9 protein-coding genes are annotated in these 12,767 nt (G+C 72.9%); 1 reads left to right on the top strand and 8 read right to left on the bottom strand.

Features of this window, described 5'->3' with window-relative positions:
• Window positions 1-50: 50 nt before the first annotated feature.
• Window positions 51-902 carry a SigB/SigF/SigG family RNA polymerase sigma factor gene (locus AQI95_RS12835; RefSeq protein ID WP_067121650.1) on the top strand — a complete coding sequence of 284 codons (852 nt, stop codon included), beginning with the start codon at window positions 51-53 and terminating at the stop codon, window positions 900-902.
• Between the two features lie 19 nt (window positions 903-921).
• Here the strand turns inward: AQI95_RS12835 and AQI95_RS12830 are convergent, their stop codons facing one another.
• From AQI95_RS12830 to AQI95_RS12795, 8 genes are all read right to left on the bottom strand, one after another.
• Window positions 922-3,147, bottom strand: a complete 2,226-nt coding sequence (locus AQI95_RS12830) for an FUSC family protein (RefSeq protein WP_067121648.1) — start codon at window positions 3,145-3,147, stop codon at window positions 922-924.
• A 171-nt stretch (window positions 3,148-3,318) separates the two neighbouring features.
• Window positions 3,319-4,701, bottom strand: coding sequence for an NAD(P)/FAD-dependent oxidoreductase (locus AQI95_RS12825; protein ID WP_067121646.1), 1,383 nt, complete (start codon window positions 4,699-4,701; stop codon window positions 3,319-3,321).
• Between the two features lie 234 nt (window positions 4,702-4,935).
• Window positions 4,936-5,370, bottom strand: a complete 435-nt coding sequence (locus AQI95_RS12820) for an ATP-binding protein (protein ID WP_067121644.1) — start codon at window positions 5,368-5,370, stop codon at window positions 4,936-4,938.
• Between the two features lie 159 nt (window positions 5,371-5,529).
• Window positions 5,530-7,428, bottom strand: a complete 1,899-nt coding sequence (locus AQI95_RS12815; protein WP_067121643.1) for an AMP-dependent synthetase/ligase — start codon at window positions 7,426-7,428, stop codon at window positions 5,530-5,532.
• A gap of 182 nt (window positions 7,429-7,610) precedes the next feature.
• Complete coding sequence (locus tag AQI95_RS12810) at window positions 7,611-8,699, bottom strand: glutamate--cysteine ligase 2 (RefSeq protein ID WP_067121641.1); 1,089 nt, start codon at window positions 8,697-8,699, stop codon at window positions 7,611-7,613.
• A 111-nt stretch (window positions 8,700-8,810) separates the two neighbouring features.
• Window positions 8,811-11,012, bottom strand: a complete 2,202-nt coding sequence (gene glgB / locus AQI95_RS12805) for a 1,4-alpha-glucan branching enzyme (protein WP_067121638.1) — start codon at window positions 11,010-11,012, stop codon at window positions 8,811-8,813.
• A gap of 4 nt (window positions 11,013-11,016) precedes the next feature.
• Entirely contained in the window at window positions 11,017-12,381 is a 1,365-nt protein-coding gene (locus AQI95_RS12800) for a maltokinase N-terminal cap-like domain-containing protein (protein WP_067121637.1), read from the bottom strand.
• A 29-nt stretch (window positions 12,382-12,410) separates the two neighbouring features.
• A partial coding sequence (locus tag AQI95_RS12795; RefSeq protein ID WP_208614160.1) for an alpha-glucosidase C-terminal domain-containing protein occupies window positions 12,411-12,767 on the bottom strand: 357 nt, incomplete at its 5' end.

The raw sequence follows: 12,767 nt of genomic DNA, 5'->3' as shown, positions 1-12,767 counted from the left end.
AACCCCGTTCCGGCCGTGTGCCCCGAAACCACGTTCAGGAGCGATTCCGCATGCTGACCGACCTGCCGACCATCCGTCCCGGCCCGGCCGCCACGACCGGCGACGCCGCACCCACGCGCAGGAACCACGACGACGCCCCGGACACCGCGGAGCTGTTCACCCGGCTCGCGGGCCTGGGCGACGGCCCCGAACGAGACGCCGTGCGCGACGAACTCGTCTCCGCCTGGCTGCCCATGGCCCACCGGATCGCCGGTCGCTTCCGCGACCGGGGCGAGTCCGTCGAGGATCTGCGGCAGGTGGCCGCGCTCGGGCTGGTGAAGGCCGTCGACCGGTTCGACCCCGCCCGCGGGGCCTTCGAGAGCTACGCCGTGCCGACCGTCACCGGCGAGGTCAAACGGCACTTCCGGGACCGGATGTGGGCTCTGAGGGTGCCGCGCCGGATCCAGGAACTGCGCAACCGGGTACGACTGGCCCGCCGTGAACTCGGCCAGCACCCCGGCAGCCCCGAACCCACCCTCGCCGCCCTGGCGTCCCACACCGGCCTCACCGAGGAGGAGGTCGGCGCGGGCATGGCGGCGCTGGACAGCTTCAGCACCCTGTCCCTGGACGCCGAAGCGTCCACCGGGGACGACGGCCAGAGCCTCGCCGAGACCCTCGGCAGCACCGACGCCTCCTACGACGTCGTGATCGACCGCGAGGCCGCCAAGGCGGGGCTGCGCCGGCTGCCCGAGCGGGAACGGGCCATCCTCTACATGCGGTTCTTCGAGGACATGACGCAGAGCCGCATCGCCGACCGGCTGGGCATCTCCCAGATGCATGTCTCCCGGCTGATCAGCCGCAGCTGCGCCCGGGTCCGGGACGAGGCGATGGGCCGGTGCGCGGGCGGCAGGGGCCCGGCGTGAGCGCGCGGCCGACGAATCGTCACTTCTTGGGCTGGGGCACACCGGTGGTGATGCCCAGCGGCCGGGCCAGGCCCGAGACCGCCTCGTCCAGCCGCTGCAGATGGCGCAGCACCCGGTCGGTGACCCGGCCGTAGCGCGGGGTGCGCAGGGTGCCCGGCTCCAGCATCGAGGCGATGCTGGGGCCGCGCTCGATCTCCGCCGTGGCGCGCGGGTCGGCGACATGCGCGGCGATGGCCTCGATGTTGTGCACGATCCGCGCGCCCGCCCCGCGCAGCCGGGGGTCCGCCGCGATCGACGGGTGCGTCGGCAGCAGTTCGGCCGTCGCCGCGAGCGAACGCCCGTGGTAGGCGCACGTCTCCAGCAGCGCCACCACGTACCGCGCGGTGTTCCGGCGTGCGCGCAGCGGCGTGATCGGATGGGTCAGCGGCTGGGTGGCCGCGCGCAGGTCGGCCAGCGCCTGGTCGAGATCGCGGGCCTGCTCGACCAGGTCGGGGCCCGCCCCGCCGCTCAACTGGTCGACGGCGGTCCGTGTGACATCGGCGAGCCGGTTCAGGACCTCGACGAGGAGGTCGTTGGTACGGCGGTCGGTGTGGATGGGCAGCACCAGCGCCGCGGCGATCACCCCGCAGGCCGCGCCGAGCGCCGTCTCCTCCACCCGCAGCACCAGCACGGACGTGCTGTAGGTGTTCAACAGCGTGTACAGCAGACCCAGCATCGCCGTGACGAAGAACGACATCAACGTGTACGACAGCGGCGCCGTGTAGAACATCGCGAAGATGAAGACCAGCACCAGCGCGAACGCCGTCCACGTGTGCTGCCCGACCAGCCCGGCGAGCCCGATGCCGGCCACCACACCGAACACCGTGCCCAGCAGCCGCCGGTAGCCCTTCACCAGGATCTCGCCGGTGGAGGCGGTGTTGATGAACACGATCCAGCAGGTCAGCACCGCCCAGTACCAGCGCTGGCTGGACAGCAGCTCGCCGCCCGCGATGGCCAGTGCGGAGCCCACAGCCACCTGGACCGCGGCCCGCGTGGTGGGCCGGCGCAGACCGGTCGGCTGCGGCTCCTCCGCCTCGGCCTCCTCACCGGCCTCGATCGCGGCGTCCTCCGCGTCCAGCTCCTCGCGCGAGCGGGCCGTCGCCGGGGTGTCGTCGGCCGTCTCCTCCTGAGGCCCGTCCAGCGCCAGCCGCAGCCCCAGGGCGGCGCGGGCGGCCTCGCCGAGCCCCCGGAAGATGTCCTGCACGGCCGGAGACGCCTTGGGCAGGTTCTCCTCCTCGCGGTAGCCGAGCAGCCGGTTGCGCACCTGGGCGAGCGCCGTGCCCCGAGCCTCGCCGAGCGGCCGCAGCATCAGCACGCGCAGCGCCTGCAGGTCCCGGCGCAGCGCCTGCGCGGCCTCGTCCCGTACCGGCAGCTCACCCCCTGACGGCAGCGGAGCGCCCGGCAGATGCAGGGTCAGCGTGTCGGTCCGCTCGGCGCTGCGCGCTCTGAGCAGCAGCAGGCCGAGCCGCTCGGAGGCGATCTCGGCGTCGGCGATCCGGCGCTGCAACAGGCGCGCCGTCGCCGCGTCCGAGGTGCCGTCCTCCAGCCGGCCCTGGATCATCAGCGCCGTCTCGTGCAGCCGCGCGGTGGCGGTGCGCAGATCCTCCAGGACCTTCTCGACGTCGTCGGGGCCGGCGTCCAGCAACTCGGCCTGGACGGCGATCAGCTGGGCGAGCCGGGCGCGGAAGGCCCGTCGCAGCCGGTCCAGGGTGCCGGCCGGGGTCTGCGGCAGCAGCACGAAGCGCGCGGCGGCACTGCACGCGAACGCCACGCAGATGACGCCGTACAGCGCGGGCAGCGTGGCGGCGGTCGCGTGGACGAACAGGGACAGGAAGTAGATCTGAAAGCCGATCAGGCCCAGCGCCGTGCCCCGGTCGCCGAACCGGCGGCTGTAGACCGCGCAGAAGATGAGGGCGACGAAGAACAGGTCCCCGGCGAGGACCTGTCGGTTCAGCAGCGCGCCCAGCGACACCGAGGCCAGCGCCACCGGCAGGCCGAGCGCGAGCGTCACGGCCTGCTGGGAGCGCTGCTTCTCGCTGATGGCGAACGTCGACACCATCGCCGCCATGGCACCGGCGACCAACTGGGGCACCGGCACCCGCAGGGCGGCCAGGACGGCGAGGGCGAGCGCGATGGCGGTGACCGTGCGCAGGCCCGCGGTGAGCCGGAGCAGCCCGGGGTCGGAGGCCGCGAGCCGGTCCCACATCCGTACCCGCCCCGACCGTCCCACTGTGTTCACGCCGCCGCGCTCTCTCCCGTGCCGGAAATGGATCTACGGCCCAGCATCGCACGACGGCCCCGGCCACCTGCCCTCGGCCGGGGCCACCGCCACCGGCGCATCCGCCGGGAGACGATCGGCGGCCCCCGGCGGACCGTGTCACCTCACGGGCTTCCCGCGGCCCGTGCCCTCCACCCGGGCCCGTACCTGTTCCGGCGTCAGATACGAGTCGGTGAACTCGAAGTCCTTGAGCCGGGCCGGCTTGCGGGCCTGGAAGCCGGTGCGCACGAAATCGTCGCCCGCGACCGCGTTCAGCAGCCAGTTGGTCAGCACCCGGGTCTTGGCGACGTTGGTGCGCAGTGCCGACCAGTGGTACCCGCGGGCCACCGCCTGGGCCGGCATCCCGCGCAGTTCGATGCCGAGCGGCTTGGACACCGCGTCCTTGCCGCCCAGGTCGACGACGAGACCCAGGTCGGGGTGCACGTACGGCTGCCGCGACTGACCCCGCAGGGTCGCGATGACGTTGTCGGCGACCTTCTTGCCCTGGCGCATGGCGTGCTGCGCGGTGGGCGGGCAGACAGCGCCCTCCTCGCCCTTGGCCAGATCCGGTACGGCGGCCGAGTCGCCGAGCGAGAACACCCCGTCGTAGCCCGGCAGGGTCATCTCCGGGGTGACCACCAACCGGCCGCGGATCGTCTCCGCCCCGAGCGTGCCGATCAGCGGGCTCGCGACCACACCGGCCGTCCAGATCAGCGTGTGCGTCGGAACCACCCGGCCGTCGGTGAAGGTCACCTCCTCCGCCGCGGCCTTCTCGATCGACACGCCCAGCGACACCTCGATCCCGCGCCGCCCGAGGATCTCCTGCGCGCTGCGGCCGAGTTTGTCGCCCAGCTCCGGCATGAGCCGGGGCGCGATGTCGATCAGATGCCACTTGATCAGGCCGGGGTCCAGGCGCGGGTAGCGGGTGACGGCCGCGTGCGTCAGCCGCTGCAGACAGGCGGCGGTCTCGGTGCCGGCGTATCCGCCGCCGACCACCACGAACTGCAGCCGCGCTGCCCGCTCGGCCGGATCGTCGCTGGCGTCGGCGAGGTCGAGCTGGGTGATGACGTGGTCGCGGATGTAGGCGGCCTCGGCGAGGGTCTTCATCCCGAAGGCGTGCTCCGTCAGCCCCGGGATGTCGAAGGTGCGGGTGACGCTGCCGGGGGCCAGCACGATGTAGTCGTAGGGCTCGTTGACGATCTTTTCGGTTATGGTGCGGACGACGCACACCTTGGCCTTGAGGTCCACCCCGATCGCCCCGCCGGGCAGGATCCGGGTGCGGTACTTCTTGCTGCGGCGCAGGCTCAGGGCGATCGACTGCGGTGTGAGCACACCGGAGGCGACCTGGGGCAGCAGGGGCAGATACAGCTGGTAGGAGTACGGCGTCACCAGGGTGACGTCGGCCTCGGCGGGCGAGAGTTTCCGCTCCAGACGGCGGACACACTCGACTCCGGCGAAGCCTGCGCCAACCACCAGGATCCTGGGTCGTGTCACGGTGTTCATCCCTTTCTGCGGCTCCAGGCGGTCCGACTCGACGCCGTTCGCCCGCCCTGGATCGACGCGCGCCACCTTCGATCCCACCGTGCCCCTGGCCGTCCCGCCAGCTGGGCGCGGCAGGCAGACGAACGCGTGGGCACCAGCATGCCCCCGCTCGGGGCGGTGTAACCGGCCGTCGCACACATACGCGTCGTACGCGTACGCGACGGGCGCATGGCGTCACCGCCGACGCGCATGGCGTCACCAGGGCAGGAACGCGTGGATGTCCTTGCCCTCCTGGTGGACGACGACGCTGACCTGCGTGCACAGCGTGCGCACCAGATGCCAGCCGATGCCGCCGCCGCCCGTGCGCGGCACGAAGGGCCGTGGTCGCGGCTCGGTCGTGCTCGTGTCGCACATCGTCACGTGCACACCGTCGAAGGTGCGGCGCATCCGCAGGCCGAACGGTCCGGGCGCGTACTGGATCACATTGGCGGCCAGTTCCGTCACGACCAGCAGGATGTCGTCCCAGTGCTCGGGCGTGGCCGGTGGTGACCGCGTGGCCAGCGTGTCCAGGAACTCCTCCGCGGCGAGCCGCGCCTGCGTGACGCTGCGCAGCTCACCGGCGAAGGCGAAGGCGCGCTCGTATCCGGCCTCCGTGGCCGACGTGTCGTCCCCGCGCTGCTTCCTCGCCATGTCGCATTCCCCGTCCCGGCCGGGCGGAGCCTCTGCGGCCTCAGGGCCGGTCGTCGCCGTGCACTGTCTCTGTGTCTGCGGGTTCCCCGCAGGCGGGCGGCCTATCCGTCCCTCCCGGTTCGCGGTCGCCACGCGGGCGCACGAGGCGGGCGGAAGACGTCAGCGGAAGACGTCGTCCGGCTCGTCCCAGTCCGCCGGCTCCCGCGAGCCGCGCACCGCCCGGGACCGCGCCTGGTACATCGCCTCGATCTCGGCGGCGTGGTGCCGCACGATCGCGTCCCGGCGCAACTTCATCGACGGGGTGAGCAGTCCGCTCTCCGCGGCGAACGGCTCCGGCAGGACCCGGTGGACCCGGATGGACTCCGCGCGGGAGACGGCGCTGTTCGCGCAGGCCACGGCCCGCGCGATCTCCTCGCGCAGCGCGTTCTCCTCGCGGGTCTCCCGGCCCGCACCGCCGCCCTGGAGCGCCAGGGCGGCCCGCCAGTGCGCGAGGAACTCCGGGTCCAGGGTGATCAGGGCGCCGACGCAGGGCCGGTCGTCGCCGATCACGACCGCCTGATGGACGAGCGGATGCAGCCGCAGCCGCTGCTCCAGCGGGCCCGGGGCGACGCTCGTGCCGCCGCTGGTGACGATGATGTCCTTCTTGCGCCCGGTGATGGTCAGATAGCCCTCGGAGTCCAGCCGCCCGATGTCCCCGGTGGCCAGCCAGCCGCCGCGCAGCGCGGCCCGCGTCGCCCTCTCGTCGCCGACATAGCCCTGGAACACCGACGGACCGCGCAGCAGGATCTCCCCGTCGTCGGCCACCTGGACCTCGGTGCCCGGCAGCGGCCGGCCCACGGTCCCGGACTTCTCCCGGCCGAGCGGCTGCATGGTGATCCCGCCGGAGGACTCGGTGAGGCCGTAGCCGTCGTTGATGCCGACCCCGATGCCCTCGTAGAACAGGGTCAGTTCGCGGCTGAGGGAGGATCCGCCCGAGGTGCCGCGCAGCACCCGCCCGCCGAGCGCCGCGCGCAGCCTGCGGTACACCGTCCGCTCGTACAGGGCGTGCTGCAGCCGGAGATCGAACCCGGGGCCCGGCCCGGTCCCCAGCCGGCGGCGCTCCTCGGCCGCGGCGAAGTCCCGCGCGGTCTGCGCGGCCCGCTCGAACAGGGCGCCCCGTCCCGCCTGCTGCGCGGTCCGCAGAACGTTCTTGTAGAGCTTCTCGAACACCGACGGCACGCCGTACAGATACGTCGGCCGGAAGGTGGCCAGCGCCGACGCCAGCGCCGCCTCGGTCAGCTCCGGCTCGTGCGCCATCAGGACGCCGCCGCGCACACAGGTCAGCATGATCATGATGCCGTACACATGGGAGAACGGCAGGAACGCCAGCACGGACGGCTGTTCGCCCGGCGGGGCCGCGGTGTGCGCCCAGCCGGCCAGCACCGTGTCACAGGGGTAGGCCAGGCCGCGGTGGCTCAGTGCGCAGCCCTGGGGGCGGCCGGAGGTGCCGGAGGTGTAGACGACCGCCGCCGTGGCGTCCGGCAGCACGATCCGGCGCAGCGACTCCACGGTGGTGTACGGCACGTCCGTGCCCCGCCGGACGAGGTCGGCGAGCGCGCCCGCGTCCAGCTGCCACACGTGGCGCAGCCGCGGCAGCCCGGCGCACACCGTGCCGATGGTCATGATGCCCTGCTCGTCCTCGACCACCACCGCGACGCATTCGGCGTCGCGCAGGATCCACTCGGCCTGCTCGCGCGAGGAGGCCGGATGGATCGGCACGACCTCCGCGCCCACCGTCCACAGCGCGAGGCTGAGCACGGTCCACTCGTGGCGGGTGCGGGACATCAGGGCCACCCGCAGGCCGGGGGAGATCCCGACGTCGACCAGGCCCTTGGCCAGGTCGACGACCTCGTCCCGCAGCTCGACGGCCGTCACCTCCTGCCAGACGGTGGCGGCGGGATCCGCGCGGTGCGCGAGCACCGGCAGGGCGGGGGTGCGCTCCGCGGTGTCGAAGACGCTGTCGGCGAGGCCGCCGGTGAGCGGCGGGGTGGCGGTGGGAGCGAGGGCGACGTCGCGCATGCGCTGCTCCAGGGTGTACGGAGGGTGACACCGCCGATCGGCTCTGTATCGGCGGTGCTCGAATGTAGCCGAGGTGAGCGCGTTCGGTGCGAGGAACGGAGAAGTCGTGATCGGTTGAAGACGTGGGAACGTCCCGGAGGTTCGGCAAGGACGCGCTCGGAGGGGCGTCCCGGCCGCGGCCCTCAGCCCTGGGTGTGCCGTACGCACTCGGTGACGACCTCCCGCAGACTGCCCGCCCGCTCCAGCAGCCGTCGCTGCTGACGTGCGCCGTTGCCGCGCCGCAGCAGCTCGGCGACGCCCTGCTCCGCGCGCTCGGCGTCACCGCAGGAGGTGAGGGCGTCACCGGTGTGCTCCAGCAGCGAGCGCAACACGTCCGCCGCGGGCCGGGGCCGCATGGTCACGGGGTCGAGCAGATCCTGGTCCACCCCCGACCGGGCGGCCTGCCAGGCGCTCAGCCGGAGCACGCTCACGCTGTGCTCCGGCGGCGGCCGGCCGGCCCGCCAGTCCCGCGCCGCCGTCTCCACCAGGGCGCGGGTCAGGGTGGCGACGAGCACCGCCGTCTGCGCGCACAGGCAGACGTCCGCCACCCGGATCTCCACGGTCGGGCAGTGGGTGGACAGCCGTGCGTCGAAATAGGCCATGGCCTCGTCCAGGATGACGCCGGTGGCCACCATGTCCCGCACCCTGCGGTGGTACCGCTCGGGGGAGCGGAACAGCTCGGTCGGGCCCGCCGACGGCCAGCGTTCCCAGACCCGGGTGCGGTAGCTGGCGTAGCCGGTGTCACTGCCCTGCCAGAACGGAGAGTTGGCGCTGATCGCGACGAGCGTCGGCAGCCAGGGGCGCAGCCGGTCGAGCACCGCGACACCCTCGTCGTCGGACTCCACCGCGACATGCACATGGCAGCCGCAGACGAGCTGGTCCCGGGTGCCGACCCCGTACCGCTCGGCCAGCCACGTGTAGCGGCGGGTCACGGTCAGAGCGGGGTCGACCGGGAGCGGGCAGGCGGCCAGCGCCGCGACCGCGCAGCCGAACTGCCCGGCGTGCCGGGCCGCCTCCTTGCGGCAGCGCACGATCTCCTCGCCGAGCGCCGCCATGTCCGACTGCGGATGCGTGGCGAACTCCAGCATCTGCCCGAACAGCTCCTGGTCGAACACGTCCTGCCCGGGATCGTCATGCGCGGCATGAGCGAGGACGGCCGCCGCCAGCGCCCTCGGGTCGCCGCTGTCCGGGTCGACCAGAAGGAGTTCCTCCTCCACTCCGACGGTGCGCACCTGGTGCCACCCTTCCGTGTCCGTCCCGTGAGGGGCGATCTCGGCCGGTACGACCCCGATCGCCCCGGTACGACCCCGGCCGCCCGTGGACGGGCCGCCGACACCCGCGGCTCAGTGCTCCGGCGCCAGCCAGACCGTGGCGAGCGGCGGAAGCGTGAGCCCCAGGACATTCTCCTCGCGTTTGACCGGCCCCGCGCTGCCGACCCCGCCGCCGCCGTAGCGCACGTCGTCGGTGTTCAGCACCTCCCGCCAGAGGGGGAAGCCGTCCGGGACCCACAACCGGTAGTCGTGCCGGACGACGGGGGAGAAGTTCGACACCGCGAGCAGCGGCGCGCCGTCGGCGGCGAAGCGCAGGAACGCGAAGACGTTGTCGTCGGCCGCGTCGCACAGCACCCATCGGAAGCCGCCGGGGTCGGTGTCCCGCTGCCACAGCGCCGGTGTCGCCCGGTACCGGGTGTTCAGGTCCCGCACGAGGTCCCGCACCCCCCGGTGATCACCGGCCGAGTGGTAGTCGTCGCCGAGCAGCCACCACTCCGGGCCGTGCGCCTCGGACCACTCGGCTCCCTGGGCGAACTCCTGCCCCATGAAGAGGAGTTGCTTGCCGGGGTGGGCCCACATGAAGCCGAGATAGGTGCGGTGGTTCGCGCGCTGCTGCCACCAGTCGCCGGGCATCTTCGAGACCAGTGCCTGCTTGCCGTGCACGACCTCGTCGTGGGAGATCGGCAGGACGTAGTTCTCGCTGTAGGCGTAGACCATCGAGAAGGTCATCTCGTGGTGGTGGTACCTGCGGTGCACCGGCTCGTGCTGGATGTACTGCAGCGAGTCGTGCATCCAGCCCATGTTCCACTTCAGCCCGAAACCGAGCCCGCCGGTGTCCGTCGGCCGGGTCACCCCGTCCCAGGCCGTGGACTCCTCGGCGATGGTCACCACACCGGGGCAGCGCCGGTAGACGGTGGCGTTCATCTCCTGGAGGAAGGCCACCGCGTCCAGGTCCTCCCGCCCGCCGAAGACGTTCGGCGCCCACTGGCCGGAGTCCCGCGAGTAGTCCAGGTAGAGCATCGAGGCGACGGCGTCCACGCGCAGGCCGTCGACATGGAACTCCTGGCACCAGTAGACCGCGTTGGCGACCAGGAAGTTGCGCACCTCGGTCCGCCCGAAGTCGAACTCGTACGTCCCCCAGTCCGGGTGTTCGGCCCGCCGCCAGTCCCCGGGCTCGTACAGCGGTTCCCCGTCGAACCGGGCCAGCGCCCAGTCGTCCTTGGGGAAGTGCGCCGGCACCCAGTCCATGATCACACCGATGCCGGCCCGGTGCAGCGCGTCGACCAGGTACTTGAAGTCGTCCGGGGAGCCGAGGCGGGGCGTCGGCGCGTAGTACGAGGTGACCTGGTAGCCCCAGGAGCCGCTGAACGGATGTCCGGCGACCGGCATCAGCTCCACATGCGTGAAGCCCATCTCCCGGACATAGACGGGCAGTTCCTCTGCCAGCTGCCGGTAGGTCAGTCCGGGCCGCCAGGAGGGCAGATGCACCTCGTACACGGAGAAGGGCGCCTGGTGCACGGGGGTGTCGCCCCGGTGGGCCATCCACTCGGCGTCGCCCCACTCGTGCCGTGACACCGTGACGACCGACGCCGTGTCGGGCGGTACCTCCGTACCGCGCGCCATCGGGTCGGCCTTGAGGAACCGGTGGCCGTGCCGCGAGGTGATCTCGAACTTGTACCGGGCGCCCTCACCGACGCCGGGCAGGAACAGCTCCCACACCCCGGACGCGCCGAGCGAGCGCATCGGGTACTGCGTGCCGTCCCAGTACGTGAAGTCCCCGGCCACCCGCACCCCCTGGGCATTCGGCGCCCACACGGCGAAGCGGGTCCCGGTCACGCCCTGGTGCGTCATCGGCTCGGCGCCGAGCGCCTGCCACAGCTGCTCGTGGCGGCCCTCCCGGATCAGATGCAGGTCCAGCTCACCGAGCGCGGGCAGGAAGCGGTACGGATCGTCCACCTCCTGCTCGACGTCGTCGTACGCCACCAGCAGTGTGTACGAGGGGACCTCCGGGTACGGCAGGACCGCAGCGAAGAGGCCGTCGCCCTCGGACACGAGCGGGTGGCGGGTGCCGTCGACCATGACGCTCACCGCCCGCGCGTACGGGCGCAGCGCACGGAACAGGGTGCCCGCCGGGACCGTACGGGCGCCCAGCAGGGCGTGCGGATCGTGGTGGGCGCCGCCGAGCAGCCGACCGCGGTCGGCCGGGTCGAGGGGGATCGCCGGAGCCGTCGCCGGGCCGGCGCTCTCGGGGAGCGAGGTGTCGCGCAGAGCCATGACGTCAGCCTCCCCACACGGCGAGTCGCTTGATCGCCGCCATCGGTACCGGCAGCCAGTCCGGCCGGTGTCTTGCCTCGTACAGCACCTCGTAGACCGCCCTGTCCGTCTCGTGCGCGCGCAGCAGCGCGTGCTTCTTGCGTGGATCCCAGCCGGCGCGGGCCGCGTAGCCCGCGCAGAACGCCTCCCGGCAGCGGCGCGCCCACTCGGGTCGCCAGGGGCGGCGCTGCCGGGCCGCGTAGTCGAAGGAGCGCAGCATCCCGGCCACGTCCCGCACCGGGGAGTGCGGGGCCTGCCGCTCGGCGAGGGGCCGGGACGGCTCGCCCTCGAAGTCGATGACGAACCAGTCGCGGCCCGCCTGCAGCACCTGCCCGAGATGGAGATCGCCGTGGATGCGCTGGGCGGGCGGTCCGGTGTCGCAGGTGGCGAGCGCCCCGAACGCGGCCCGCAGCCCCGGCACGAAGGGCCTGAGCCCCGCCACGGCGTGCGCGGCCGCGTCCAGCCGGGCGCACATCGCCTGCGCGGTACGGCCGTTCTCGCCCGGACCGGCCGGGCCGAACGCCTCGGCCAGCGCCAGGTGCACCTCGGCCATGGCCTCGCCCAGTTCACGGGCCTCGGCGGTGAAGTCGTCGCCCGCCGCCAGCGCGCGCAGCGCCAGCGTCCAGCCGTCGGTCGCGTCCGGCAGGAACGGCTGCAGCACGCCCAGCGTGGCCGACTGCGGCCCGGTCGTACCGAACCAGGCCACCGGCGCGGGCACCCGGGTGCAGCCCTGCGCGGCCAGCGCGGCCGTCACCTCCAGGTCCGGGTTGACGCCCGGCTGGATACGGCGGAAGACCTTCAGGATGTACGCGTCGCCGTACACGATCGAGGAGTTGGACTGCTCGGCGTCCAGCAGCCGCGGCGGCAGCCCGCCGGGCACCGGGACGCCCGGGTCGGCCTCGAACCGCAGCGGCCCCGCCGCGCCGGGCTGCCGCAGCCGCTCCAGCAGCAGATGCGCCGAGCGCGGGTCCTGCAGCGCGTCGTACACCGCGAGCCCGGCGAACGGCCCCTGCTCGGCCCGTCCGATGAACGCCCGCTCCAGACGGGGGGTGTGCTGCTCGCGCAGCCCGAGCAGCAGCTGGTAGCAGTCGCCCGGCAGGGGAGTGCCGCCCGGCGTGGGCACGGGCGCGTGCGAGGCGTGCACCAGCAGATGGAGACACCCCGGGAACAGCTCGGTCATGGAGAGCACCGACAGATCGGTGACGGGCCGGTCCTTGCCCGCGAACCAGCGTTGCCTCGGCAGCCATTGGCGCAGCAGTGCGGCCAGCGAGGCCAGGGGCCCGTCGAAGGCGGCCGCGGTTCTCGGCCGAACGGTGATGGTCTTCGGCATGACGCGTCCTTTCCTCGGCGCCGGGCGTCTCAGTGACGGGGGCCGATGCGGGATGCGACTCGGGTGAGCCGGAACCAGTAGAAGCCGTGGCCCTGCAGGGTGAGCAGGTACGGCAGTTCACCGATGGCGGGGAAGCGCACCCCGCCGATCAGCTCGACCGGGTGCCGTCCGTCGTAGGCGCGCAGATCGAGCTCGGTGGGCTGGGCGAACCGGGAGAAGTTGTTGACGCACAGCACCAGGTCGTCGCCGTACTCGCGCAGGAACGCCAGCACCGCCGGGTTGGACGACGTCAGTTCCGTGAACGAGCCGAGTCCGAAGGCGGGGTTCTGCTTGCGGATCTCGATCATGCGGCGGGTCCAGTGGAGCAGTGAGGACGGCGAGGACTT

Origin of the sequence: Streptomyces yokosukanensis, from assembly GCF_001514035.1 — a bacterium.
Lineage (GTDB): Bacteria > Actinomycetota > Actinomycetes > Streptomycetales > Streptomycetaceae > Streptomyces > Streptomyces yokosukanensis.
Note: the sequence above shows the minus strand (reverse complement) of the source record. Positions and strands in the feature narration are given on the sequence as shown.

What these genes read in the sequence shown, in the direction of transcription:
- glgB (WP_067121638.1), bottom strand. Translation starts at nt 11,012, where the DNA reads ATGGCTCTGCGCGACACCTCGCTCCCCGAGAGCGCCGGCCCGGCGACG.
- AQI95_RS12830 (WP_067121648.1), bottom strand. Translation starts at nt 3,147, where the DNA reads ATGTGGGACCGGCTCGCGGCCTCCGACCCCGGGCTGCTCCGGCTCACC.
- AQI95_RS12815 (WP_067121643.1), bottom strand. Translation starts at nt 7,428, where the DNA reads ATGCGCGACGTCGCCCTCGCTCCCACCGCCACCCCGCCGCTCACCGGC.
- AQI95_RS12835 (WP_067121650.1), top strand. Translation starts at nt 51, where the DNA reads ATGCTGACCGACCTGCCGACCATCCGTCCCGGCCCGGCCGCCACGACC.
- AQI95_RS12825 (WP_067121646.1), bottom strand. Translation starts at nt 4,701, where the DNA reads ATGAACACCGTGACACGACCCAGGATCCTGGTGGTTGGCGCAGGCTTC.
- AQI95_RS12800 (WP_067121637.1), bottom strand. Translation starts at nt 12,381, where the DNA reads ATGCCGAAGACCATCACCGTTCGGCCGAGAACCGCGGCCGCCTTCGAC.
- AQI95_RS12820 (WP_067121644.1), bottom strand. Translation starts at nt 5,370, where the DNA reads ATGGCGAGGAAGCAGCGCGGGGACGACACGTCGGCCACGGAGGCCGGA.